Origin of the sequence: Sporosarcina sp. Marseille-Q4943 (assembly GCF_943736995.1) — a bacterium.
Classification (GTDB): domain Bacteria; phylum Bacillota; class Bacilli; order Bacillales_A; family Planococcaceae; genus Sporosarcina.
In genome coordinates, this window is record NZ_OX031157.1 from 1,287,688 (window position 1) to 1,314,317 (window position 26,630).

Sequence of the window (26,630 nt, forward strand, 5' to 3'; positions counted from 1 at the left end):
AATATTTTGCCATCCTTATTGAACGAAAGCACCCGTTAGTTGAAGAGGGAGTCATTCAAAATGGTAAAACTTCTTTAAATTATCATCAAATTCTTTCCAAGTTAACAGGGGGTACGATGATTCCATATCCAATACTATACTTACTCCTTCTGCTACCACTTTTAATCTTTTTATTGGGTTATCTCTTTTTCCAGCAGGAAAAATTGCTAATGCTTTCAACTCTTGTTTTCCGTTGTCCCAAGTCCATTTTTTTAATTCCAATTCATCGATTTGTTTTTTTGAAGGAATGTCTTTCCCTTTCCAATCACATATTTCGAAAAGAGGATATTTATCCCCAGTCCATTGTTCAATAATGCGAATGACTTTAAGGATAATATAATCCCCTGACAATAATTCATAGCAAATGGCATCACCAGCTTTTAAAAATGTATCAGCGACAAATCTCTTTGGAACTTTTCTAGCTTGTGGTTGTGGGGAATTTAATTGTTCCTTTAATTTTAGGAGAACAGCTTCACGTTTCTTCATTAATTTCGGGTCTTCTTCCCATCGTTCAAGGTCAACGCCATTATCAATAATTTCAATTGCTTTGTCTTTCACTTTCTCATGAAGTCTCCCTAATTTCCATTGTATTAAAGCGAATGACAACCAAAAGGCAGTAATTTCTTCATCATCTAACTCGGTTTGGAATTCTTCAATTACTATTTTACTCGCTTCTTCATTCGAATAACTTTCCCCCAATAAATCCTTATATCTAAAGCTAACATCTCCAGCTATATCATTTGATAATACCGCTACTCCCCAAGTACTCACACTATCACTCCCTGACTTTATAATTTACTGTTAGAAAATGAAGAGATTCAAATTTTCATCTTCAACTAAACTGCCGCGTTAGTTCAATAAAAAGATATGCCTCAAGTAGCTTAACGATCTTCAAGTAAAGCATCCGTTAGTGGAATAGCTACTACAAGTTCAATTTCATTTGCTGATGCTTCACTGGTCCGTTAATTTTTCTCCTGTAACGATTTCAAATAGCTCTGCTGACTTATTTTTGTCTAATTTGACATATTGATTTCCTCCAATGAGTTCTACTTTATCTTTGTTTGGAGTTATCCATAGTTCATATAATACCGCTTTCGCTTCAATGTTAGGGTTTTTAAAACGAAATACAAAACTGTAATCAGGAGGGTTTACCCTTTCTGCTTTTGCATTTATCCAATTTGCATCCTGTAAAATCTCTAACAATTTTTGAACTTGCTCATTGTCAGTGACCACTCTGAAGTCTTCATAGTTATTTTCATCGCCAATGCGCTTTTCAACTACTATACTTTGTTCCGTATTCTGAATTTCGTTTGAACAACCTACTAACAACATTGAAAATATCCCGATTAAGCTATTGAGTAATTTAAACGTCCTCAAATTTATACCCCCTATTACGCCCAGAACTCTGAAAGATTAGATAGATCACAGACACATCCCCTTTTTCAATCCATATTATTATACTTATTCAACTAACCTGCTCCGTTAGTTCAATAAGAAAAAAAGCTTTACTCCTTCTTGAAGTAAAGCACCCGTTAGTTTAAGTGTAACTTTTCACAAACATTTCTTCATTAATTTTAGAGAGAATGACCTTGTAGGAGAGTAACACCGTTTAAAAGCTACAATTACTATTCTAATAATTCTACCCATATTGAATAATCTTTTTCAGGTATATTTAGAGCATATTGAGTTTTCTTCAGTTCTAGATTTTCGGATATGTCAATAAAGCCAGCTTCAATATAATTTCCTCCAGTTGCAATACTACGGTCTGAAGGTTTTCCAATTCCGAGCGATTCTAAGACAACCCAACCTTTTTTTTGTTTTTCAACAAGTGCTACAAAATATTGAGTTTTATTTTCACTATTATCACTAATTGCTCCTTCTCCTTCAAAAACATATATTTTTCTATTAACATTTATATCTGTTTCCTGTATAAGTATAACGTTCATATTTTTAACAAAACCAACTTCTGATTCTAATAACTCTATTGCCTTATCAGGAGTATTTGAATACAAAACCTCTTCATCTGTACAGGCAACTAACAATAAACTCAATATAACAATTAGGAGATACTTCATAATCCTACCCACCTTTTTTTATGTCCTTACTTCTTTATACGAACCAATTGGAATTAAGTTCAAAAATATTTATTGAACTAACCTGCCGCTTTGCTTTAATACGGTTGAAAAGAATAGAGGTTTCAATTTTCAATTATTATTCCATTTGGTATTATCAAAAATCCACATTGCTTCTTCAACTAACCTGCTCCGTTAGTTCAATAAGAACATTGAGCTGTCTCAGTAGCCCAATGTTCTTAAAGTAAAGCACCCGTTACTTTAATTACAATACTTCACAATCATTTTTTATAAATCATTATAAACTCAATCCATCAATCGTGTTGTCTATACAAAAAGACGCCTTCTTACTCAAAAAATGCGCCCTTTAGGATTCGTGTTGATTGATGGGCTTGGTGCGTTCTCCTGAATCAATTGATTTGGAAAGGGAATTGGTTGTAACGACCAATAAATTCCTCTATAATAAAGATAACAGGCATATAATTGGTTCAAACAACCAATCTAAAAAGAACCGCCTAATGCTACCAACATTAGGCGGTCTGTAATAAGTAATAGCGGGTTCCCTACAAGGGGGATCAGCTCGGGTATTAAAATAATCCATCCACTATGAGCTACCCACTCAAGGATGGATTATTTTTTATGATTAAACGACAATATAGCTACAATTAATGCTGCGAATGTGAATACGAGCATTAATTGTAGCTATATTGTCATACGACCACCTCCCTTCTACGGGAAACGGCCGACCACCCTTGAGTACCTATTAGGAACACACAAAAAGGGTAATAATAAGGATGAAGTCGTTGTACTTACAGCACTATATATAGGAGGTCTACAAATGAATAATAATGATAGATTAATTGATTACGATATGCTTTAGATTTTAGTAATTCAGAGATGGTAGATATTTTTAAACTTGGCGGCGTTAATGTAACAAAAGAAGATGTGATACAGTTACTTACAAAATCAAATGAGGATGAACCTGAAGATGACTTGCAGATGAAGTGTACGAATGAGATGTTGGATTCATTTTTAAACGGCCTCATTATCTATAAAAGAGGCAAACAAGATCCGAAACCAGGACAACCTCAAGGTCCATCCGTATCTGCCGTGACGAATGAAAGTGTGAATAATCTCCTTCTAAAAAAAGTGAAAATAGCACTCGCGTTAACAAGTGAGGACATGCTTGAGATTTTGGATAATGCAGGAGTCACTATATCCAAAGGTGAACTGAGTGCTGTATTGAGGAAAGAAGGGCACAAGAATTATAAACCGTGCTTGGATCGATACGCCAGGAACTTCTTAAAAGGATTGGCTTTAAAATATAGGGCCTAATGTAAGGTGCCTGATACTGATGCAATTACGAATTGCGTTCGTACCAGGCATTTTTATAATGGTTTGGTTGTAATAATTGTTCGGGTACCTGGTACCTATTTTCATGGTTGTATTATTTGTGGTCCCTGTTATTAATTCCGTATGATAATATACGCCATGTAAATGATGTAGGCGATGACAAGCACTGATCCTTCCCGCTTTCCAATCTTGAAGCTCGTTCTTGAGAAAACCAATAATAACAAAGTTAGGACAATCATAAGAATGACATCAATAAACATTTTATTATTGACCGCTAATGGAGAAATCGTAGCTGATGCACCAAGTACAAATAAGATGTTAAAAATGTTACTACCGACAATATTCCCCAACGCGATTTCACTTTCTTTTTTCAGTGCCGCAGAGATGGAAGTGACAAGTTCGGGTAGGGATGTGCCAATAGCGATAATCGTTAACCCCACTAGTGTTTCACTCATCCCAAGGGAGTAAGCAATTTCTGTTCCGTTTTTTACTACCAAATTTCCTCCAAATATAATTGCAGCCAATCCTAATAGGGTAATTACTATATTTTTACCCCATTTGATGTTCTCAGGAACGGGTTCACCAGCTGTATCTTTTCGGCTTTTTAGGCCAAGTTCAATTATATAGTACATAAAAATGGATAAAAACAATAAAAAGATAAATCCATCACTCCGTGTAAGCAAGTTGCTATTGGACCCTTGCAAGAAAATATCACTCATTAGAATTAGCAATGCTGCACTTGCGAGTAAGGTAAATGGGATTTCTTTTCGAATAGTTTCACTTTCAACTCTCAAGGGATATAAAAAAGCTGCTACACCTACAACAAGGGTAATGTTAAAAATATTGCTTCCAACTACGTTACCCAGTGAAACATCTGCACTTCCTTCCAGTGCTGCAATAATACTGACAGTCGCTTCCGGTGAACTTGTTCCAAAAGCCACAATTGTTAACCCGATTAAAATAGACGGAACCCGAAGCAGTTTCGCAATATTAGAAGACCCGTCAACAAAGAGGTCTGCTCCTTTTATCAACAATGCAAATCCAACAATTAATAAAATATAAGCCATAGTTTGTTCTCCCCACTTCATTCATTTCTATTGTACTTTCAATAAATACATACCCCATTGTTACGAAATTAATGAAAGGAATGAAAGGTACCAGGTTCTAAAACAATTCCAAATTCAATGAGAACGCTGGTGAACACGTTTCTTCAGTATCGAAAAAGCGGACTCATCCAACACACCTTTGGAAATGTAGATCCGTGTATCGTCCGAAGCAATTTCATACTTTCCGTATGTGATGAATGTCCGTATATAGCCGATTGTAAAAGATACGATAATGAGCACCGTTGCAATTCCCGCAATGACCCAACCGGAAGTCAATTAGGACATTACCCATCCCTCTACAGCTTCTTCAACGTCAAAGAATGCCTTGATTTTAGAAAAGGCAGACGCGGCAATGACAATCTGGAACAAAAAACTGAGGGAAGTGAAAGAAGCTTTCACGACATCTTTACGTGTTGGTGTGAAATGGATGACTCGTTGCACTTCTTCTTTATCCATTTCACGAAATGAGTATCCGTGTCTGGAACTTCAACTGGTGTAGAACCAGCTTCTTTTACTAACGATTCCAATCGGTCAGCTTCTTGCTGTGTCACCACTTTAAATTCGACTTTAGCATCCACCCCGGTTGCACCAGTCTGGAAAGAGATTGCTGTCATTCGGAAGATCTTATGTAAAAACGATGTGCGTCGTTGGACATTTTGAACCTTTTCATAATAAACTATGCGTTCAAAGCGCCCCATCTCATCGCGGGAATGATTTCTTTCGCCAAGCGTTTTGATGGTTCTTTACTATCTATGTACATACAAAGGTCCTCCTCATGTAAATTGCTCTACTTTTACTACGGAATTGAAGAGGAAAAGATTCATGGATTTAGGAATTAATGAGGACGAAAATGCAAAGAGCTTCCACGGATAAAAAAAGCACAACCCATAATAAAAGGTTGTGCTTCAGTCTTAGTTTCCGTTGTAGTGAATAGGAGACCCAGGTCCGAGGTCGATGCCGAATAGCATCCAGACAATGAGAGTAATGCTCCATATTATCAGGAAGAACATAGAGTACGGGAACATGACAGAGATCAGTGTACCGATACCCATTTTTTTATCGTATTTTTGTGCGAAAGCGATAATAATCGCAAAGTACGTCATTAGTGGCGAAATGATATTTGTTGATGAGTCCGCAATTCGGTAAGCCATTTGTGTCAGTTCTGGTGAATAGCCAAGCTTCATCATAATCGGTACGAATACTGGTGCCATCATCGCCCACTTTGCAGATGCACTACCGATGAACAGGTTAATGAATGCCGCAATGACGATGAATAGTAGTATTAGTGGAATACCTGTCAAGTTGATACTTTCAAGGAACTTCGCACCGTACACACCAAGTACTAGCCCCATGTTTGACTCAGAGAAGAATGCGACGAACTGGCTCGCTGTAAAGGACAATACGATGAATGTACCCATAGCAGCCATTGTTGCGGACAGCATACTTGCAACATCTTTATCATTTCGAATTTCTTTCGTCACTTTACCGTACACGAGTCCTGGAACGAAGAACAGGAAGGCGATGATCGGCACAAGTGATTTCATGAATGGTGATTTAATAATAGGCATGTCCACTTCGTCTCCGCGAAGAGGGGCACCCGGAAGAAGAACAAGCAAGGAGACAAAAACTCCTGCAACGAGTAATGAAAGACCTGCCCATAGCAATCCTTTTTTCTCGATAGATGTCAGTTTCTCAACCTTTTCACGGAATTCTCCGTTGTATTCGCCTAGGCGTGGTTCAACAATTTTCTCGGTTACCCAAGCTCCGACGATTGTAAGAACAAACACAGAAGCTGCGATGAAGTAATAGTTCATGGCGATGTTCATGCCGTCTGCATAAACAGGATCGATGATTGCCGCAGACATAATTGTCAGCTCACCTAGTAAAGCATCTGTGCCCGACAGCAATAAGTTGGCGCTGAATCCACCGGAAACACCAGCGAATGCCGCGGCAAGTCCGGCAAGTGGATGACGTCCGAGTGCAGCGAAAATGACGGCGCCTAATGGCGGAAGTACAACATAACCCGCATCAGAAGCAACACTGGACATGACACCGGCGAAAACGAGTCCTAACGTAATCAGTTGCTTTGGTACAGACATGACAAATCCACGAAGCATCGCACTGATCAGACCCGACCCTTCGGCTAATCCGATTCCAAGCATCGTAATAAGCACGACGCCCAGTGGAGCGAAGCCGATGAAGTTCGCGGTCATATTCGTAATGATATAGTGAATGCCTTCTACGGTAAGAAGGTTCGTAACTTCAATAGACTCTCCTTCTTTACCGGGATGCGGAACACTGATCCCGAAGGAAGAAACTACAGCAGATAGTACAATGACAAGTAACGCAAGCAATGCAAATAGCGTTACGGGATGTGGCAAGCGGTTTCCAGTTGTTTCGATCATATCTAAAAACTTTTGGAAAAACCCTTTACGTTTCGTTTGCATGGGAAACCCCTTTCTCCTGTTAAAAATACAATTAATTACTCTGACAATTAAAACCCCTCTTAGCCAAACCTTAGTATAATGAAAATCATTTGAAATTTGAATAGCTTTTTAAAATTACTAACTAGGAAGAAACATCTTATTAGTGTTACATATTTATGTAGGCTTAATAACAAGGCATTTGTAATAAAAATAGTAATAAAATCAGTGTTGGTGGACAATTAGAAAAATGACGGAAAATAAAAGTACCAGGCACCCAATCAATTCTGAATTGGTCGGGTGCCTGGTACAAGTTTCAAGGCGTTCTGTAACAAGTAATGGCAGGTTCCCTACAAGGGGGATCAGCTCGGGTATAAGAATAATCCATCCGTTATGAGCTGCCACTCAAGGATGGATTATTTTTTATTGTGGAACGACAGTATTGCAACGTCCATTAAACTAAAAAGGACCACCTATTGCACTTGCAGTGGTGATCCTAAACTCAGGAAATGATTCCCTGAATTCTTTCCATATACTTGTCATACTCCATGTCATCCTTTTTGGTATTACACTTTGAGCAGGCACAGACGCAGTTCGCTATCGTGCTAAGACCACCTTTTGACTTGGGGAGCTTATGATCAATCGTATCTCCATACTTTCCGCAATAGTGGCACGTATAGTCATCACGTTCTAATATAAATCCCTTTATAGTTCTCCTATTATAAAAATGATGAATCAGCGTACTGTGGTAGATTCCTGCCGTACCTTCTTCCACTAATCTCTTTGCTTTTTCATAGCTGATAACACTTTCATATCTGCGATTATTCAAGGTGCGTCCCCGGATTGTTATTTCACTGTTCGCATCGAGAATAGAAGTGTCATAACTATATTCCTTGACTGGTTCAATGATTCTTTCATGCCTGCGATCTTTACAATCATAGCAAAACGACCTTCTTTTCCCTTCGCTCCTGCCCTTTCCGCCTAGTGACGGAAAACTCATCTTGTTCTTGTATTCTTGGCATATTTTGCATCGTTTATAAAGAGTGCAGGAATCACCTATACTTATTCCCACTTCATCGCCTCCAGTCGACTTTTCTACGAGTATAACAAGAGGATTACTTATACTTTCTGTAAGGAGCAAACGGGTACTCCCTCAACTAATATGGCGTTACAACACATAACATTATTGAGATGTAAAAGGATATTTTACTGGATATTTTTCCGATCGATCCTCGTAGAGCCCGGCTACTTTTTCGGCGAATGTTACGAGTAGCTTTCCCTGCCTTAAGCCCCCCCTTTTGCCTCGCTTGTAAGTGTATCGAACCTCGGTCTCGGTAATTTCGACAAGCGTCACCTTTCCGAATTTCATCTCGAGGTACTCACGCAATTCGTCATATACCCACGTCGAAAAGCTTCCCGTGTATTCTCCATGCTCCTCGTTTACATCATCGATATTAAACCGAATTATCGCAAGGGGGTTACAATCAAAAAGACCGTCTAAATTTGTCATTAAGTCCGACCTCTTTTCAGCTTCTTAGTAGTTTAATTTTACCATATGGAATGGTGTAGCAATCAAATAGGTTGAAAAATATTACAATATGCAATACAATACAGGTAATTAGAATACTTCTGTTCCAAATGAATAAACTAAAAAGGACCACCTAATGCTACCAACATTAGGCGGTCTGTAATAAGTAATAGCAGGTTCCCTACAAGGGGGATCAGCTCGGGTATTAAAATAATCCATCCACTATGAGCTACCCACTCAAGGATGGATTATTTTTTATGGTTAAACGACAATATAGCTACAATCAATGCTGCGAATGTGAATACGAGCATTAGTGCTTCAAATATTGTCATACGACCACCTCCCTTCTACGGGAAATGGCCGACCACCCTTGAGTCATCTATTCTATTACACTTTCAGTGTACCATACGTATGTTCTTAGCTCTATTAAAGTTCGCGCAATTTTCGTGCTATTATTAGGATTAAATCGATTAAATACATAATAGGAACACACAAAAAGGGTAATAATAAGGATGAAGTCGTTTTGTACTTACAGCACTATATACAGGAGGTCTACAAATGAATAATAATGATAGATTAATTCGTTTACGATATGCTTTAGATTTTAGTAATACAGAGATGGTAGACATTTTTAAACTTGGTGGCGTTGAAGTGACGAAAGAAGATGTGATACTGTTGCTTACAAAATCAACTGATGATGAAACGGAAAATGAAATACAAATGAAGTGTACGAATCAAATGTTGGATTCATTTTTAAATGGCCTCATTATCTATAAAAGAGGAAAGCAAGATTCAAAACCAGGCCAACCTCAAGGGCCAGCAATAACGAATGAAAGTGTTAATAATATCCTTCTAAAGAAAGTGAAAATAGCACTCGCTTTAACAAGTGAGGATATGCTTGAAATCTTAGAAGATGCAGGAATCACAATATCAAAAGGCGAATTAAGTGCTGTATTGAGAAAAGAAGGGCACAAGAATTATAAACCGTGCCTGGATCGATACGCTCGGAACTTCTTAAAAGGATTAGCTATAAAATATAGGGCCTAATGTAAGGTGCCTGGGACTGATGCAATTGCGTATTGCGTTCGTACCAGGCATTTTTATGTTGGAAGCTTAATTAACGACAACCTGCTGACGCTTCAGGTAACACTTCAGACTGCTCGGTGCCCCCATTACTACTAGTAGCAATCAGTCCAATAACCCATAGGATAGATGATAACTAGAGTCTTTATGAAAAAGGGGCGTATTATGAATAACTCACGTGTTTCAGCTGGTACGGGTCAACCAGGTATTGTTGCATTTGTTAGTGGAGATGTAACGGGTGATAACGTGATGGATCAAGTCTATCTCACTGGCACAAAAACGTCGGATAGTCCATACATCCAAAATATAACGTTGCTCGTCAGGGACGGGAGAACAGGGATAACGACAAGTATTCCGCTTCAAAACAATGCGGGCTATAATCCGACATTGTTCTTGGGCGATTTTACAGGGAATGGCGTAGATGAGATATTAATTGGCATGGCTACAGGTGGCAGTGGTGGGATCATCAACTATTACATTGTTTCCTTTGCCGGAAATCAAGCAAAACTACTGTTTGATTCTGATGTTTATAATAATCATTTCCAATATGACGTCACGTATCAAGACAATTATAAGGTTGAAGTTGTCAGCAGACCGAATAATGAGAGATATATTATCGATATATCTCTTAGAGGACCAGATTATTTAAATGAAATATACGATAGGAATGGCAAGCTGAAAAGCCCAATCACAGGTTTTGTGGATCCTTTGAGCGGCTTATATCCGGTGGATTTTGATGCCAATGGAGTCTACGAGCTGCTAGCTTATCAAAAAATATCCGGAAGATATCATGCGGACGGCTTAGGTTATATACTCAATACATTTAGCTGGAAAAACAATGGATTTGTATTGCAGGAACAGTATTTAGCTATTTATGGCGCACTGGTGTAGTGTTCGCAAGAGACTTTTTCCACAATACCATATATACACCAAAGCAACACATTAGAATGATCACCGTGAGGGCTTACAAAAATTAATTCAAGAGCCTATCATAAAAATAACAGGTATATATTTGTTTACAACGAATAAATTAAAGAGGACCACCTAATGCTACCAACATTAGGCGGTCTGTAATAAGTAATAGCAGGATCCCTACGAGGGGGATCAGCCCGGGTATTAAAATAATCCATCCTATGCGAGCTAGACACTCAAGGATGGATTATTTTTATGTTGATAAATTTTTCCCATAGGAACCCTTTCTCTGTGAAGAGTAAATTACATAAATTCGTACCAATACAAATAAGAGAGAGCACAACCTAACCAAGAGATGAAGCCAAAAACCGCGACTATCTTATTTTCAGACCATCCGTATTTATAACGAAAATGATAATGGATCGGTGCCGTCTTAAACAATCTTTTTCTAGTCCATTTATAGATGCGAACTTGAATAATCACTGAAAATGCTTCCGCGAAATAAATAATAAAGAGGAAAGGTACGAGAATTTCTACATGTTCAATTACTGAAAAGAAAGCCAGTATTCCTCCTAATGCTAAAGATCCCGTATCACCCATAAATCCCTTTGCCGGATAAAGATTAAATAGTAAAAATCCAAGAAGACATCCTATAAGGGCTATGGAGATAATTTTAACCTCAATATAGCTACTGGTTAGGAAAAAGAAAGTCAAGGTCGGAATAGATACATTCGCCAAAAGTCCATCCATTCCATCCGTAAAGTTCACGGCATTAGCTGAGCCCACAATAAACAGTGATACTATTGGTAAGTACAATGCCAAGGATAATAAGAAAGAAAAATCTTTTGTAATAATAATCACAGAGTTAAAATTAAAATAAGTAACTAATAAATATAAGATAATAAAAGTAAACACAAATTGAAAAAACAACTTAGATTTACCTGAAATTCCTTCAGGGTCTTTTCTCACGGCCTTCCAAAAGTCATCTACAAAACCAACAAACCCAAATAATAGAAAAACGGTACCTAATAATAGCGATAAACTGCTGGTTTGATAATATAATGCGACCAGTATACCTATATAAAATACGATTCCTACCGCCAATGGAGTTCCTTTTTTTTGCTGTTGATCCGATGGTAATTCCCTCCTGATAGGCTGTGTAAATTTAAAACGTTTAAATAGGAAAATGACTATAGGGGTAATAAGGGCGACAAGTAAAAATGAGATAATCCCAACGTATAACTCATGATACATTTATCATCAGCTCCAGCCCATTATTGTAATATAGCAGCATAGTTAAATATGGATATATTAATAAATAACACCATTGTGTGTTTTGAACCAATCGAAAAATGCAGTTTATCCATTGCTTAGAAGTAAATTACTTCATCCTACAACCTTTTCGAAACTATTTATCATTCATTATTCCTTAACTCAATGAACCCCCTTCCCATCTTCCAGGAGGCTTGTACCTCCCTGCGTTAAAAACGATGGTGCGTGCATTCACCCTCGACGTATACCGACAAACAGGATAATAACTACACCCGAAAAACTACGCATACTTCCTGTCTTCAAAGTCATTTGCCTATTACGCTTCGGCCAAACAGTTTTCAAAAGTGAGGCAACCTGCTTGGACATATGTTTTTCATGGCTAGTAGCAAATACTTCAATCTATCTTTTAACTTTTAAAAGAGTACCATACAACACAAAAATCACCTTTATTTTGGAGATACTCAACTAAACCATTCGTACCGTAAATCTATATGCTAGAATATAGAAATTTACTACTCAAAGGAGAAAATCATATGCCTATCTACAATAAACTTGTGCGTGACTTACTTACACAGAACTGGCGGAGCTTCTCAAAAGGCTATCTACTATAGTTTTCTTTATCGGTCATTGACCATTAGTGCGAGGTATCTGGCACCCAGACAATTAGTCTTGAATTATTGTTTTTAAAAACTCGTAATGAAGCAACTCCATCGCCAAATCCCCCAAAGAATTCCCCCTTTGTGCATCCTTCACCATACTAAGATTCCCCTTACAACCGGGCTTCTCAGAAGCCCTAAAAACATATTCCTGAAACCTTTTTTAATAAAACACACAGAGAAAGTATCCTTTTCATCATTTCTAGTCTATCTAGTAAGTGAAAGGAGGGGAAAGCAAATGGCGACAATCGAATTCAGAAGTGCAGTTGGAAAGGTGTACTTCGACGGCGGGATGACGGATGATGGGAAAATGATCCGAAAATCGAAATCCTACCGTAACATCGCAGAAGGGGCGACGGCTGACAACCTACACAACGCCCTTACACAATTGGCACAGCTCTCCGAATATCCATTTATCGGAGCAGAAAGGGTAGAAACAGCAGACATTATGAACTAATTGGAAAGGGGAGATGAGGAATGGCGAAAACGTTACAATTGAACTTCACGACTGCTGCGGGAAAACAGACATCCCTTACAGTCGACGAGCCACGGGCTGGATTGACACCAGCCGAAGTGGAGGCAGCCATGCAGGAGATTATCAATTCACAGGTTTTTGAAGTGGATGGCTATTTTCTTGCAACCGTAAAAGGCGCCCGCATTATCGAACGCACCGTGGATGAACTTGTAAAAGCATAATAAAAAAGGCTCTCCGGCTCGGCTGGAGAGCCTTTTATCATTAAAAATAAGGAGGCGGATTCAAAATGGAACAATGGCTAAATTTCATACAACAAATCGGATTTCCGATTTTTGTGTCTTTTTATCTCTTGCACCGGCTTGAAACGAAACTCGAGGCAATACACAATGCGCTTGTTTCTTTGAATGTGAAGTAAGTGAAGGGTGCCAGGTTCTTGAACAATTTGAAAGTCAATGAGAACCTGGTAGCCGGAACTTAGAAATGGCGGATTGCCAATATGACAACCTCTTCTCAATTAGAACGGACCATAGGATTTCGTCATTGTTTGGCCCCCTAGAGTGAATGTGCGGCTTGCTATCAGGACATGCTTTTTACCAATGTTTCCAAAATGACCGGCATCTCTTTGAATGCGCTATCCACATGCAGCCGCTCCGTTTTCTGGTGCGCATCTTTTCCGAACGGGCCGACATTCAAGACGGGTGCCTGCAGTTCGGACATCTCCTCAAATGGGATGCTATATGTTTCGCCATAAACCGGCGTATTATTTTCAAAAGCTGTCCAACCGTTCTCCTCATCCGAATAGTTCACATAACTTAAATCGCAGATTCCATTAAAATAATGAATTTGATTCACCGTCAAGTCGAACGTACTTGCAGTTTGCTGTACTAATTTGATCGCCTGTTCAACGAGCGGAGAATCTGACGAATTGATGGCCGGATAATAGGGAGGCGCATAGAGCAGAACAGTTGCCGGAGCAAGTTCCTGACACTGGATCATCAGATTATCCACAATACGTAGCGATTTTTCCCGATCATCCCATTCCTCGTTCTGAAGCGCTTCTTGCTTGTGCCGATTCACTTCCTCCACGCCTAGTTTGTTCAAGGCATATGACAACAGTTCCTCATACCGCAGCACTTTCACATCTCCTACACCCTTCAGCTGCTCCCGTTCACAAACTGCCTTATAATGCGCGTTGCACTCCGCCATCGCTTCATTTGCAACTTCCGTGAAAAGATCCATCAATTCAGCAGCAGTCCGCTGGAATAAGAACACATTGTAAAGGGCAGCCGCACGGTAAGGTGTTTGGGTCGAGTATTGCATCTTCAGATCCTTTTGCTGCAATGAAACCGGTAGCGGCGTGCTCTCCCCTCGATCCGTTTCCCGAAACCGTTCATTCCATTCCATTTTCTGTGTCAAAAACGAAGCGATATAGTTCGCCGTCATCCCTCGAAGTGGTTCTCCGACATGCGTCTCTTTACCATAGAACAATGCAGCCGGCATGATTTTCCCAATCGTTCCCGAATAGATGTATTCTTTATTGTCTGCTGGACCTTGAGAAAAAGAAGGTTCGCCATTCAAAAACAATTTGTATGTCAAGCCATACTCTTCCCGAAGACGGACGAGCTCCGTAACGACTGTTCGCATTCCTGCAGAGTTGACCTCTTCGTCGGGAACAGTCGTCAACACGAGGTTGATCGGCCATTTTTCTTTACTCGCTTTCTCGATCAGTTGCATGTGTAGAGCAAGACCCATCTTCATATCCATCGTACCGCGGCCGAATAAGTAATTACCGGATTCAAGATCTTCTCTCGCTTCCACAGATAAATCCTCTTTATGGTCATGCAGCTTCTTCGTCAACTCTTCCGGATGAAAAGCAAGCGGCTCCAACACACCATATTCCTCGGTCTGAACAGTATCAAAATGGCTGATCAGCACAATCGTTTCCGTCGCTTCGGCATGCTTGTACAATGCAGTGACAGCACTCCGGCCCAATCCTGCGTCATGCATAGATAACTGTTCAGGATACTCCCGGAAGTAGTCGAGCTCGCCTAGCTTCGCCATAACTTTCGGTGCAAAAAACCGCTCCCCTTCTGTCAGTGTTCGACTATCCCAACTGACGAGTTCACATAACAAAGCACGTAGGTTCTCAGATGTCGCCCATAAAGATTCTTTCATCATTCCCAATCTCCTTTTCCAGTGCCAGACACTTTTATTTTATTTCCGGCCCAAGCTCCGATGCTTCAACACGCTCAGGAGGATTCTTTGCCAATTTGAATTTATAGAACAATAGACAAGCGATGAAAAAACCGACACCGTATAGTAAGCCGATCCGTTGTGTAGGATCACTCGCAAGGAAGCCTAGTACGGCTAAACAGAAGACGATACAGAAAGCCGGAATCCAAGGATACAAGCGGACTCGATACTCCAGTTCTTCTATCTTCCCTCCACCTTTAATGTACCGATGACGGAACATTAATTGGGACAGTGCAATACCCATCCATGAAATCGTGACAGCGATTCCAGCAATCGACATGAGCAGCACAAACACTGTATCGGCTTCCATCACACTTGTTAACAGCGATAGCAACGAGAAGAACATCGTGAAGATCAATGCGTTGAGCGGCACCTTGTTCTTCGTCAAGCGACCGAACAGCTTAGGTGCCATCCCTTCATTTGCCATCGCCCAAAGGAGACGTGTGGATGCGTATAAACAAGAGTTCCCTACCGATAAAATTGCCGTAAGGATAATGAAGTTCATGATGCCTGCCGCATAAGGAACACCCGCCAATTTCATCAATGTGACAAATGGACTTTCCATCAGCCCTAACTCAGATGTCGGGAAAATCGCAGACAGTACGACGATGGATGCAATATAAAAAACGATGATTCGGAACAATATCGTCCGAATGGCTTTCGGAATGTTCTTTTTCGGATTCTCCGTCTCCCCAGCCGCGATTCCGACGAGTTCAGAACCTTGGTAAGAAAAAATGACATTCATCATCGTCACGAATACAATGACAATCCCTGCAGGAAACATGTTGCTAGGCGCTAAATTAGAGAAATGCGGCGCCACACGATCTTGCAGCGGTATCCACCCGAATATCGCAAGTGCTCCGATTACGATAAAAGCGATGACAGCAAGGACTTTTATGCCCGCAAACCAAAACTCCGCTTCCGCAAAACCTTTTGTTGTGAGCGCATTCAAAAAGAACAACAACGCCATGAATACGGCACACCACACCCAAACCGATATATCAGGAAACCAATGTTTCATGAGAATTCCGGCAGCTGTAAACTCGACCCCCGCCGTAGCAGCCGAACCGACAAAGTACATCCAACCGAGTGAAAACCCTGCTGAAGGACTGATATAACGCGTAGCATACGCTTGGAATGATCCAGTCACCGGCATATGGACGGCGAGTTCCCCCAAGCAAGTCATCACCATATATAATATCAACCCACCAATCAAGTACCCGAGAAGCGCTCCGCCAGGGCCAGCTTGATTGATCGTATAGCCGACATTCAAAAACAATCCTGTTCCAATCACACCCCCAAGAGACAGCATTAGCAAGTGACGGCTTTTCATCGAACGATTCAATTGCGGCTTATGTGCTTGTTCCCCTACTTTATTCATACTATCCACCCCCATATCCTTTTGAATAAAATTAAAATTCAGTCTACCGTAGTTGGAAAATATCCCCGACAAATTCATCTGAAATTAATCGGGGATTATTCTTTAGAAACGTAAAGACAAACAGCTTAGACCACCATCGTGTTTCTGAAACTCGGACATTTCAAGCTCAATCGTTTGCAGGCCGGCTTCATTCAATTGACGTTTAGTTGCTTCGTAACCTTTTGGAATGATGACATAATCATTCACTTGAATGCAGTTCGCGGAATACTCATCTTCTTTACTGACGATGATTTTTTCATATGACTCAAAAGCAGGATGGTCCACGAACTCACCAGCAAGTACCATCCGATTTTCTCCCACATAAGCGATGCCCGTCTTTAAATGGAAGAATTCTTTTAACGGAATGATTTCAGCTTCATACCCTTCTTTTACAAGGATGTCTTGTAGCTGGCGGGCACCTTCTTCATTTGTACGGTCAGAAATTCCGATATAAAACCGATTTTCTGCTTGGAGCACATCTCCGCCGTCCACCGTTCCGGATCCTTCGATAGTATAGACTTTGTCATAGAATTTCCGGATGGCAGGCTCTATGTCTTCGATTTCACGATTACGGGAAGCAGCTCCAGGATTACAGATAACAGCAAATTCTGAAGTAAGGACTGCCGTATCTTCAACGAATGTGGAATCAGGGAACGCTTCATTCGCAGGCAAATGAGTCACGTTCACTCCACATTGCTTCAAAGCTTCCACATAAGCCTTATGCTGCTCGAGCAAAACATCGTAAATCGGCTCCCCTAAATCCGATGTTGTTAGTCCTTTTAAATAGCTGTTACCTGGTGTTTTTACGATGACATTTGTAAACATATGAAATCTCTCCTTTTTATTTAGGTTCTGACAACTGGACAGGTGAGACACGTCGGTCCCCCCGTGCCTAAGACGCTAATTTCATCGCCCTTATACCCATAAACCGTTGCACCGGCATTCTCTAATTGCTCCTTCGTGTAATCGTTTCCAATAGGGAGCACACATACGCGCGGTGCCAATGCCAACACATTGCAGCCTAGCTTGTCGTATTCCTCATTCGGAACCTCGATGAGCTGAATACCTCTATTGATCAACAACTGACGGAAAAACACAGGCATCAATCTAGAGTGAACAACTGCCAAGTCTTGATCCACCATACTTATAAAAGACATTAAATGCAGACACTCCGCTTCACCTAAATCATGCGGCAATTGTACAACGATGAACTCGTCCACCATATGAGCAGTCATTTCTTTTAATTGGCGGATGGCTTCATCATTTGTCCGGTACCCTCTTCCTACCACAAGTGTCCGTTCATCCAGCCAGACGATATCACCGCCATCCGAAACAGCATCGCCTGTTAACTCACCGATGATTGGAATACCTTTCTCTTTCAAAAACTGCTTATAGACAGCAGCTTCCGGTTGCCGTAGCTCTTTTCCTGATTTTAAAATTATGGCCCCTTCAGGTGTGAACTTCACCGGGTCATGGGCATATAAAGAATCCAAACCGACATCATCCGACTGCGGTAAATAATCAATTTGTTCAACATGCTTGTTCAGAATGTCAATGAATCTGTCATACTCTTTGATTGCTTCTTCAAAATTTGGTTCGGCTAAATAGTTGAAGGTACGCCATTCACGCGCCAAATGCGACTGACTGCGGAATGCATCGTTCGGATGCTTCACAATCACGTGTTTCAAAGGTCCATACATCGAAGAACAGTACGTCAATTCAACCCCCCCTTTTCCACTGAACGGAAATTGTTTCCATTGTCGGGAAATTTAATAGATTAAATATATTGCCATTATGGTAAAATGTCAATAAGTCTGAAGAAAGTAATCTATCTTTTTTCACATCATAAAATCTATCTATCCAAATTGTCTTACTCAAGGGAGGTAAATTTCTGTGCAAACCATTGATCGCACGATGCTCATTGCAAATTTATTAGCTACTCAAACTGTTGATACAGGGTTATCAATTTCGGAGCTTTCTGAAAAACTGCATCTTCCACTCAGCACTCTACATCGGATACTAAAAGCAATGATTAAACAAAGAATGGTGGAGCAAGATCCTAAAACGAAGCTATATCGGCTCGGCACCATTTGGCTGGAGTACGGCCTGCAAGTATATGACTCGATGGATTATGTCAATACAATCCGAGTGGAGCTTGACCAGCTTTCAAGGGAAGTGGAAGAAAGCGTCTATTTAAGCAAACCAGCAGAACTGGACGCGATCATTATCGAAAGAATTGATAATGAAAAAAACCAGATTCGCATTTACGATCAACTCGGGATTCGGATTCCTTTACACATTGGCGCAGCGAACAAAGTAATGCTAGCCGCCTTCCCGAAAGAAAAAACGCGAGCTATTTTGAAAAGGCTCGTTCAGGAACAAGAAATCCCCGACTTTGAAATGAAATTAGAAGAAATAAGAAAACAAGGATACGCAGAAAGTCACGGGGAACGGACGGAAGGCACCTCCTCCATAGCCGTCTCGATTGTTAACGGATTTGGGGAAGTCGTCGGCGCGGTCAGCATCGGCTACGCCAGCTTCCACATGACTGAAGAACGCCTCGCCTCAATGCGGGCGCGATTACTCGAAACAGGGACGCGCATCTCAAAAAAACTGGGACATCGTTCGGGTTATTAACGTAGTGACTGATGATTCGCGGAAGACGTGAAAGCGATTGTCGAGAAGAATAATCATGCGTACCTACAGGTATACGACGTAAAAGGAAGCCGATGTTACTTTAACGGGTTCGGTTGATGGGGAGAAAACATTAAATAGCATAGCATTCGGGGACGCAATTCGCATATGAATTGGTGTCCCCGTTTTTGTTGTTAAATCAACGCTTAGATGAATTATACAGACCAATTGGTACCACAATTAGCATAGGAATTAACAAGAGCACATAAATTTATGTGCCTTTGCTAATTCGCTTGTTAAAACACCTGCTGATTGGCTATACTAAAAGCATCACCGATTTTACAGGAGTTGGTAAGTGTGGAGTTCATCAAACCCAAAAATCACTATGCGGAAAAGGTCGATTGGCTTATATCAGAGCGAGCCAGAAACATCATAAAAAGTTATGCGGAATACACGGAGCATAGCGAAAGTGAAGTGGTCAACTTATTCCTGCTAAACTTGTTGGACGATGAAGATTTTATCGCCTGGATTGAGACCAAAAGGAATAACAGGAGGTTAATCAAACAGCTTGGAATCGAAGAATTAGTAGGTGACGAAAAGATTGGCTAAGTTGAAGAGATTGGCTACCAAGGAAGATAATTTAGTGGCTGTTCTATCCCCCCTTTCAGCAAGCGAGATTATGGATAGAAATAACGATTACGACATATTAACACCCAGGCAGTTCGGAACAAGATATAAGAATATGCTTTTCACACCTACCGAATTCACCTGGAACGACTTTACACATCAAATCCAATACAACCATTGTGCTAATCCATATTGCAGATACCACGGAATGCCCCAAACAAAGTACGAAACCAAAGGGAAGCCTACCCGCTATAAACTGACAGGGACATCCAGCCACAAATCAATAAAATGCAACCCAGACCCAACAAGAGTAACTGGTGACACGGTATTAGGTTGTTACACCACCACGCTTTCCAATTGGTCTATCGCAGAAGAGATACAACGATTGGTTCGAATTAATTCCGTTCAAGACAAAGAAGAGGAATATGAATTCCACAAGAGCGGTTGCATTGCGGAAGACTTTACGCCATTTAATGAACCCGATGGCTTTTATAAGCAAGGAAAAAGCAGATTGGGAATGCAACGGTATCAATGCAAGGTTTGCAAAAAGAAAACGACTTTAACGCCAAACAGAAAGAAATCCATCACATATAATCACAAGCGAAGTGATGTTCATCACCTTTTTGCCAAACTTCTATTAAACCGAACGCCCGTCACAAGAACTTGCGAAATATTGGGAATTGGCAGGGGGACTTACTACGCTAAAATGGAATTCCTTTACCGCAGGTCTTTGGAGTTTTTGGAACGGCACGAAACGAAGCCTCTTGTGCAGATGAAGTTTAAAGAAATGTGGTTGAACACTGATAAGATGGTTTATTATCTAAACAACGTGCGACAAAAAGGGATGGGTGGCAGTCGTTACGATGACGTGGAAGAAAGTCAATTTCCGACGCACGTTCTGGTGTCGGCTGATGTGTTATCAAGATATGTATTTCGAAGCGACGTAGCCTATGATTGGGACATTGCACTTGGCGATATTGCCATTGATACAGCCCTACAAAAAGAGGACCATCTAAATGAATTCGCAAAGAAATACGCGAGATATCCAAGACATTCACACTATCCAATGCCACCTTCGAAAAACGATACCCAAAGCTATACGGAATACTATGAAGAAGTGGCACAAGCAGAGCGGAGAACGAGTTATACAGACGGATTGCACGTTGGTTCGACGTATACAACGGTTGCACATCTGTGGCTCATCAAACAACTTGTAAATGCCCCTGAATGGCGTTTTGTGACGGATGAGGACAGCTCCCTTATAACATCCATCAACCGAGTGTTCTCAAAGGAAATAAAGCTATCTGATGCTCATCATTTCCTGTGCCAAACAGATAAGACAAAAACGAGAAAACAAGCCCGCGAAGAATTTGTCCAGGCTAGAATCGAATTGAACGAATGGGGAGAAATGCGTGGAATTGAAACAAGTTCTTTGAGAGCGTTGGCGTTTCAGCAATTACAGGAATTGTTTACGCATCATCATTTCCACAAGAAGGTTTCAACTGCTTCTGGAATACACCTGGAATATGCAGATAACCCAATTCTGCATCCCCTCGCTACCATTGATAGAGGCTTGCGTTCCGTTGATTGTACAACGAACTTATCATCGCTCGAACCAAGAGATGTCGCCGCCTTGATAATGAATGTGAATGACAATGCAACCAATACTTTCATTCAACAAATTCGCAGAAGGTTGTCCATTTTAGAAAGACCCTTAACTACTGCACGGGGCGATGGGAAAAGTTATATCTATTCCAATTTCAATCCTAAATATGCTCAAATGGCTATCACCATCTTGAGGACCTATTACAATTTTTGTTTCGTTTACAGTTCGAATGGAACAAAAGAAACACCCGCTCAACGATTGGGAATCACGGATAAAAGATTCGACTTGAAAGATATCATTTATCTTAGGTAGTTAAGTTGGTCTGAAAATAAAATATCTTCTTTACAGGAAGAAGAAAAATCTATGCTAAAATAAATTAAATATTATTAATTATCGTTCTTTCACTAGCTGAGCAGGTAAGTTTAACAAGAAAAACCGAAACTTAAAGCGTTTTCAATCGTAAAATTAAAAGGAATGGTATGTTTTCAGTGTAGAGATTTGTACAAAACAGAAGAAAGAAGAGTACACCAATAAGAAAACCAACGATTAGAAATCAACACGGGGGGATGGATATGGGTACGATAAAATGGAGCATCATAGGGGGACTCGCTGCAATTGTAGTTTTACTTGCAGGATGTGAGAAGGAAGAAATCGCGGTTGCTGATTTGGTGGAGACGGAGATTGTTGAAGAGGTCGAAGTCCATCAAGAAGAGGATACATTATTCGATGAGTATTGGTCGCAGACGATTGATTCGGAGATATGTAAAACAATAGGGGAATGTCGCGATTTAGGGGACGAATACGGAAGTGAACATTTTTCCAGTTTTTTATCGGGACTCACTCACTCGAATCAGCTATCATTTCTAAATGTGAATGCTGTTGAAGATGAAAATATTTTCGCCATTACTGAGAATGATGTGCTAGATGATGAATTCATTACCGCCCGCTATGAATTCCTAGACAATGAAATTGTATTGACAGAAGGCGAGGAAGAAATTAGCTTCGAAAGCATAGCGAATTTGGTGTTTGCGTTGTACGAACGGGACAAAGTGAATTTTCAATACCTTGATTTCCTCGAGAACGTATACCCGTTTTCCGATACCTATAGAGGGAGATTGGTTTTGCCTTCCAATTTGATACCACATTGGCTTCAGTCATTTACAGTGAGTACACTAATCCATGAATATGGTCATTTCCTGACATGGAATAAAGCGGATTTTGACACTTCAGAAACATGTGCAACTGAACTATTTTACGTGAAGCCATACGGGGAATGTTATCACGCAGACAGTTATATGAATCTCTATTACAAAGCTTTTTTGAATGAATATGATGAACAATGGTTGCATGATGAGAACCGTACAGTGGAAGGGCGACTTGCTTTTTACGAAGAAAACAAGGACTCCTTTGTGACAGTATATGCATCAGTTAATCCATACGAAGATATCGCAGAGTCTTTTACTCACTTTATGTTAACTCCGTACAATGACAGCCCTCAAACGATTCCAGAAGAAAAGGTTAACTTCTTTTATCAGTTTCCCGAATTGGTCGAGTATCGAGCGTTTGTACTTAAGGAGTTGAAAGAACGTAAAGATGAAATGTGGTCTTTTTATTGAAGGGCTAGTTAAATATCTTTGTTGAAATTTGATTTATGGGGAATTAACGTTCTGAACGTATCAATATCAGGGCTGTTATTGTCCAACTAACTGTACAGTTTAATTGAAGAGGGCGAGAAGAAACTAAGAAAAAGGGGTGGGTATTTATGTTTTTCATGTCACCTGAATCAGTTTTAACTTTTATAGCCATGTTGGTGGGAAGTGTAATTGCAATTTGGCTTATGGGTGAGTTTGCTACTTATGTCATCAACAAGATAACAAATAAAAAGGGGAGAAATGATAAAACAAATAATAGCATTCACTGATGTCTTCAATTATGGAGGCGGTGGGATTCTACATTTTGAACGACATATTAAGGAACAGTATTTTGACGAGTATATACGGGTGCTTTAGTAAAATAAGGATAGTAATATATTCCCAAAAAAACGCTCGGAAAATCTGAGCGTTTTTACTTGTTTTTTATATAGCTATTTCACTGTTGAAACGTATGCTGATTGACTTGTTATTTACGTTGCTAATTGCACTTTTCTCCCCATCAACCGAACCCGTTAATGTTACTTGGCTTCCTTTTTACAATTGTCGCTATTCATTGTTGCTTGTTTTCCCCATGTGCTTACTCTTAACTAAGTCGAGAAACCATCACGACTACACTGACCAAATCCCCTTATTTTGACGGTGCCTGTGCCAGAAACATTCACGTCGATTCAACCAATTTGAATAGTTATACAAGCATTAACTGCAAACCCACCAACTTAACTATTTCCTATTCATGTATATCAATTGTAGTGAATTAACTGAATTAAATCTGGCACAGGCACCCGTTTCATTTGGCTGGGGAGCCTTTTATCATAAAAAATAAGGAGGAGGATTTAAAATGGAACAATGGATAAATATTATACAACAAATCGGATTTCCGATTTTCGTATCATTTTACCTCTTGCACCGGCTTGAAACGAAACTCGAGGCCATACACAACGCGCTTGTTTCTTTAAAAGTGAATTGAAGTTCACTTGAAAAAATAAAGGTACCAGGCGCCCGTGCAATTTGGAAGTGTCGGGTGCCTGGTACATATTCTAGTTATAGGGCAGTGAAAATCCATACTCAATCCTAACTAACACTCTCTGGCTTAGTGTTGGACCTCGACATCAATTTTTCCAGGGCATCTACGCCTGTCGAATCTATATTGGGAACAACATGACAATCGACAAAACTCTTCTATTTGAATTTTAATATATTTTTAATCACTAATACTTTAAGTTCCTTGCGCGAATCCTTCATCATAACTTTGGGTATTTATTATTTCGGATTTTTTCTACATCTCTTTACTTTTCAATTTTCACATACCAAGCACCCATTCAATTCGGAATTTCAGTGTGTCTGAATTATTGACTGAATTCAAAACTTAATGAGAATTTTGTAACAAAAAATTCAAAAGGAGAATTTTGGCGTTACAATTAACTATATTTAATTATCTTGATATACTAATTTCGTCCATAACATCGGGGTTAAAAACTGTTCTGTCTTTTGTATAGAAATAATATTTGTGGTAATATTTTTCAAGTGTAAACTTCCACTCAATAAAATGTTTGTCGTTAGTAAGCAGGAAATCTAATACCAGTCTTTTGGCATCATCACTTGGTTTTGATTTCAACTTGGTTTTAACCACATTTAATTCGTCTAAAACTGTTCTTTTTATATTTCTATTCAACTTAGGGTATGATAAAAAAATATATACCCACCAACCCTGTTCATCTTGAAAAAAGTCATTCCAATTTATTTTTTCTATATTCCTTTTTATGACTAAATTAACTTTTTTTAATATGTCATTCGTCTTCATAATTCCTGATTCGACAAATATACATAATGCAGCCAATTTAACAGGATTTTCTTCTCTAATGAAATTATCTACTATTTTCCCAATTAATTTATACGAGATATTTACTTTGTAATTCGCAAAGAACAAAAGTAAATCAACCCAGTCGCTTGAATACTTAGTAAATATATCATCTTCAAATCTTTCAAGGTTTCTTTCAATCTTATGCCTTATATCCAAACCATGTTTATCTATTAGAAGAGAGAAAATCCGAATAACCTTTTGAGTTGAAGAATAACTAATATTTAAGGAGTAGACAAAGAAGATAAAAATAACTAGATCATTTAATCCCATTTTAACTTGCAGTTCTTCTTTTTCGCTTCTTTCAATTTTGGTTAGTATTGTGCTTAGTATATATGAACACACAAGTGCACTTTCATTTGTAGTATTAATTGCATTTAATACTCTATTTCTCAGATTAATATAACTTTTATCTCTCCTTTTTCCGGTGGTTGGAGAAATAGTAGTTGTTGCTGCTACCTCAAGTAGCATATGAATATATTCAGTTGGCAATCCCATATCAACTAATGTGCTCTCCATCGGTTGTTTTTGAACATTATCTCTTTCTTGTATAATACTGTCTATTATTTCAGTAAGAGGAAATACTTCTAACAACCAATTATTATAGTTTTCACTTTTTCTTTTTTTAGAAATCTTGGAGTCATTTATTTTTAAATGATAATTATTTAATATAGTAGATATAACATCCTGTATGTGACTTTGAATTTCTTCACTTTTCGAAAAAACGAAATAGTCATCCACAAATCTATAAATATTATAATCCTTGCCAAAACTAATATTCTTTACTGCTAATTCTTCTAAAATTTGTTGATCAATATGCACAAATAAAAATTCCGCTAGTAATCTACTAACTTCTGGCCCCACAATGATACCATTTGTCTTTGAACCATTTATATTTTGCAAGTAAGAATCGATATTGCTATACACCGAATTTGAATCTTTCAGGTTCTTCGAGTCGTATGTTTTATTACTGATCAACCATTTATACGAGTGTGTATAAATACTTGGGAAGCAGTTTTGCATGTCGAGAGTTAATAAAAAATCATATTTATCACGTGAATAAGTAAACCTTTTACTGTTAAGAAGATTCGTTATATTTTTATAAGGATAGTGATTGAAATATGATCCACTAGACTCTAATGAAAGAAGCAATTGATCCTTTGAAGTTGAATCCGCATAATAAACAGTTTGATTTTTATTTTTTTTATATACTAAGCTATTGACTCTATTTGCTTTTCTTACAGAAAAATCATTTTTGTTATGAATTATATTCAAAATATCGTTTTCAAATATATGTATAAAAGTTAAGGATTCAATAAGCCCTAAAGGGTTAATCAATGATAACTCCCGAAACCCCCCTTTCTTTTTTGATACATTAAATTTTAAAGGAGAAGAATGCCATTTGGGATTAAACTTCTTTTCTTTTTCTTGTTTTGTATTCTCGAAAACTTTTTTTAAAGTCTTTTTATCTTTCATTAGATATTCATAAAAATATCTATGAGTATATTGGTTTCCTTTTTCATATGGAAGTAAATCCGTCAGCAAATAATCTATTTTCTGTCTATTAAATTTATAATTTATTGTCATATTGACACCTCATTTTCAAAATGCTATATTATATTTACACAATATCAAGGATTGGCCCTTGCTAATTCTTAAAG

General features: G+C 39.1%; 27 protein-coding genes and 1 pseudogene. 12 read left to right on the forward strand and 16 right to left on the reverse strand.

The window, feature by feature from the left end; all coding sequences use genetic code 11:
* Nucleotides 1-51 precede the first annotated feature (51 nt).
* The 3 genes from NIT04_RS15390 to NIT04_RS15400 form a co-directional block, all read right to left on the reverse strand.
* A complete protein-coding gene (locus NIT04_RS15390) occupies nt 52-810 on the reverse strand; it encodes a hypothetical protein (RefSeq protein ID WP_252504415.1) in 759 nt (252 codons plus the stop codon).
* Between the two features lie 180 nt (nt 811-990).
* Entirely contained in the window at nt 991-1,422 is a 432-nt protein-coding gene (locus tag NIT04_RS15395) for a hypothetical protein (protein WP_252505126.1), read from the reverse strand.
* A gap of 242 nt (nt 1,423-1,664) precedes the next feature.
* Complete coding sequence (locus tag NIT04_RS15400) at nt 1,665-2,114, reverse strand: hypothetical protein (protein WP_252504416.1); 450 nt, start codon at nt 2,112-2,114, stop codon at nt 1,665-1,667.
* Nucleotides 2,115-2,949: 835 nt separating this feature from the next.
* Here NIT04_RS15400 and NIT04_RS15405 point away from each other — a divergent pair.
* Nucleotides 2,950-3,446, forward strand: a pseudogene (locus tag NIT04_RS15405) (DUF1456 family protein).
* A gap of 131 nt (nt 3,447-3,577) precedes the next feature.
* On the opposite strand, the gene NIT04_RS15410 reads toward NIT04_RS15405, so the two are convergent.
* The 7 genes from NIT04_RS15410 to NIT04_RS19170 form a co-directional block, all read right to left on the reverse strand.
* On the reverse strand, nt 3,578-4,531 hold the full coding sequence (locus NIT04_RS15410; protein WP_252504417.1) for a calcium/sodium antiporter: 954 nt from the start codon (nt 4,529-4,531) through the stop codon (nt 3,578-3,580).
* A 114-nt stretch (nt 4,532-4,645) separates the two neighbouring features.
* Nucleotides 4,646-4,846, reverse strand: a complete 201-nt coding sequence (locus NIT04_RS15415) for a hypothetical protein (RefSeq protein ID WP_252504418.1) — start codon at nt 4,844-4,846, stop codon at nt 4,646-4,648.
* A 119-nt stretch (nt 4,847-4,965) separates the two neighbouring features.
* Entirely contained in the window at nt 4,966-5,268 is a 303-nt protein-coding gene (locus tag NIT04_RS15420) for a PH domain-containing protein (protein ID WP_252504419.1), read from the reverse strand.
* A 213-nt stretch (nt 5,269-5,481) separates the two neighbouring features.
* Entirely contained in the window at nt 5,482-7,017 is a 1,536-nt protein-coding gene (locus tag NIT04_RS15425; protein WP_252504420.1) for an AbgT family transporter, read from the reverse strand.
* A gap of 478 nt (nt 7,018-7,495) precedes the next feature.
* Nucleotides 7,496-8,134: an HNH endonuclease gene (locus tag NIT04_RS15430; protein WP_252504421.1), complete on the reverse strand. Its 639-nt coding sequence runs from the start codon at nt 8,132-8,134 to the stop codon at nt 7,496-7,498.
* A gap of 42 nt (nt 8,135-8,176) precedes the next feature.
* Nucleotides 8,177-8,503 (reverse strand): hypothetical protein, encoded by a 327-nt coding sequence (locus NIT04_RS15435; protein WP_252504422.1) that lies wholly within the window; start codon nt 8,501-8,503, stop codon nt 8,177-8,179.
* A gap of 266 nt (nt 8,504-8,769) precedes the next feature.
* Entirely contained in the window at nt 8,770-8,853 is an 84-nt protein-coding gene (locus NIT04_RS19170) for a putative holin-like toxin (protein WP_371922587.1), read from the reverse strand.
* Between the two features lie 226 nt (nt 8,854-9,079).
* On the opposite strand from NIT04_RS19170, the gene NIT04_RS15440 reads away from it, so the two are divergent.
* Complete coding sequence (locus NIT04_RS15440) at nt 9,080-9,568, forward strand: DUF1456 family protein (protein ID WP_252504423.1); 489 nt, start codon at nt 9,080-9,082, stop codon at nt 9,566-9,568.
* Nucleotides 9,569-9,769: 201 nt separating this feature from the next.
* Complete coding sequence (locus NIT04_RS15445) at nt 9,770-10,495, forward strand: VCBS repeat-containing protein (protein WP_252504424.1); 726 nt, start codon at nt 9,770-9,772, stop codon at nt 10,493-10,495.
* Between the two features lie 324 nt (nt 10,496-10,819).
* Here the strand turns inward: NIT04_RS15445 and mraY are convergent, their stop codons facing one another.
* Entirely contained in the window at nt 10,820-11,770 is a 951-nt protein-coding gene (gene mraY / locus NIT04_RS15450; RefSeq protein ID WP_252504425.1) for a phospho-N-acetylmuramoyl-pentapeptide-transferase, read from the reverse strand.
* Between the two features lie 912 nt (nt 11,771-12,682).
* Between mraY and NIT04_RS15455 the strand changes: the two genes are divergently transcribed.
* From NIT04_RS15455 to NIT04_RS15465, 3 genes are all read left to right on the forward strand, one after another.
* A complete protein-coding gene (locus NIT04_RS15455) occupies nt 12,683-12,901 on the forward strand; it encodes a DUF1659 domain-containing protein (RefSeq protein WP_252504426.1) in 219 nt (72 codons plus the stop codon).
* Nucleotides 12,902-12,921: 20 nt separating this feature from the next.
* A complete protein-coding gene (locus NIT04_RS15460; RefSeq protein ID WP_252504427.1) occupies nt 12,922-13,140 on the forward strand; it encodes a DUF2922 domain-containing protein in 219 nt (72 codons plus the stop codon).
* A gap of 65 nt (nt 13,141-13,205) precedes the next feature.
* The gene (locus NIT04_RS15465; protein ID WP_252504428.1) at nt 13,206-13,334 is read left to right on the forward strand and encodes a YvrJ family protein; all 129 of its coding nucleotides are present in this window, start codon (nt 13,206-13,208) and stop codon (nt 13,332-13,334) included.
* 161 nt (nt 13,335-13,495) lie between these two features.
* Here the strand turns inward: NIT04_RS15465 and NIT04_RS15470 are convergent, their stop codons facing one another.
* From NIT04_RS15470 to NIT04_RS15485, 4 genes are all read right to left on the reverse strand, one after another.
* Nucleotides 13,496-15,094 carry a M20/M25/M40 family metallo-hydrolase gene (locus NIT04_RS15470; RefSeq protein WP_252505127.1) on the reverse strand — a complete coding sequence of 533 codons (1,599 nt, stop codon included), beginning with the start codon at nt 15,092-15,094 and terminating at the stop codon, nt 13,496-13,498.
* A gap of 34 nt (nt 15,095-15,128) precedes the next feature.
* Nucleotides 15,129-16,553 carry an amino acid permease gene (locus tag NIT04_RS15475; protein WP_252504429.1) on the reverse strand — a complete coding sequence of 475 codons (1,425 nt, stop codon included), beginning with the start codon at nt 16,551-16,553 and terminating at the stop codon, nt 15,129-15,131.
* Between the two features lie 102 nt (nt 16,554-16,655).
* Nucleotides 16,656-17,417 (reverse strand): dimethylarginine dimethylaminohydrolase family protein, encoded by a 762-nt coding sequence (locus NIT04_RS15480; protein WP_252504430.1) that lies wholly within the window; start codon nt 17,415-17,417, stop codon nt 16,656-16,658.
* A gap of 20 nt (nt 17,418-17,437) precedes the next feature.
* Nucleotides 17,438-18,292 carry a dimethylarginine dimethylaminohydrolase family protein gene (locus NIT04_RS15485; RefSeq protein ID WP_252505128.1) on the reverse strand — a complete coding sequence of 285 codons (855 nt, stop codon included), beginning with the start codon at nt 18,290-18,292 and terminating at the stop codon, nt 17,438-17,440.
* A gap of 193 nt (nt 18,293-18,485) precedes the next feature.
* Here NIT04_RS15485 and NIT04_RS15490 point away from each other — a divergent pair, with 193 nt between their 5' ends.
* The 6 genes from NIT04_RS15490 (at nt 18,486) to NIT04_RS15515 (ending at nt 24,078) form a co-directional block, all read left to right on the forward strand.
* Complete coding sequence (locus NIT04_RS15490; protein ID WP_252504431.1) at nt 18,486-19,229, forward strand: IclR family transcriptional regulator; 744 nt, start codon at nt 18,486-18,488, stop codon at nt 19,227-19,229.
* A gap of 354 nt (nt 19,230-19,583) precedes the next feature.
* Complete coding sequence (locus NIT04_RS15495; protein WP_252504432.1) at nt 19,584-19,835, forward strand: hypothetical protein; 252 nt, start codon at nt 19,584-19,586, stop codon at nt 19,833-19,835.
* Nucleotides 19,828-21,771, forward strand: coding sequence for an insertion element protein (locus NIT04_RS15500; protein WP_252504433.1), 1,944 nt, complete (start codon nt 19,828-19,830; stop codon nt 21,769-21,771). Before NIT04_RS15495 ends, NIT04_RS15500 begins: the two co-directional genes overlap by 8 nt.
* A gap of 260 nt (nt 21,772-22,031) precedes the next feature.
* On the forward strand, nt 22,032-23,075 hold the full coding sequence (locus NIT04_RS15505; RefSeq protein WP_252504434.1) for a hypothetical protein: 1,044 nt from the start codon (nt 22,032-22,034) through the stop codon (nt 23,073-23,075).
* A 146-nt stretch (nt 23,076-23,221) separates the two neighbouring features.
* On the forward strand, nt 23,222-23,380 hold the full coding sequence (locus tag NIT04_RS15510; RefSeq protein WP_252504435.1) for a hypothetical protein: 159 nt from the start codon (nt 23,222-23,224) through the stop codon (nt 23,378-23,380).
* A gap of 569 nt (nt 23,381-23,949) precedes the next feature.
* Nucleotides 23,950-24,078 (forward strand): YvrJ family protein, encoded by a 129-nt coding sequence (locus NIT04_RS15515; protein WP_252504436.1) that lies wholly within the window; start codon nt 23,950-23,952, stop codon nt 24,076-24,078.
* A 465-nt stretch (nt 24,079-24,543) separates the two neighbouring features.
* Here NIT04_RS15515 and NIT04_RS15520 read toward each other — a convergent pair whose 3' ends face one another.
* Nucleotides 24,544-26,556 (reverse strand): RNA-directed DNA polymerase, encoded by a 2,013-nt coding sequence (locus NIT04_RS15520; RefSeq protein WP_252504437.1) that lies wholly within the window; start codon nt 26,554-26,556, stop codon nt 24,544-24,546.
* Nucleotides 26,557-26,630: the final 74 nt, after the last annotated feature.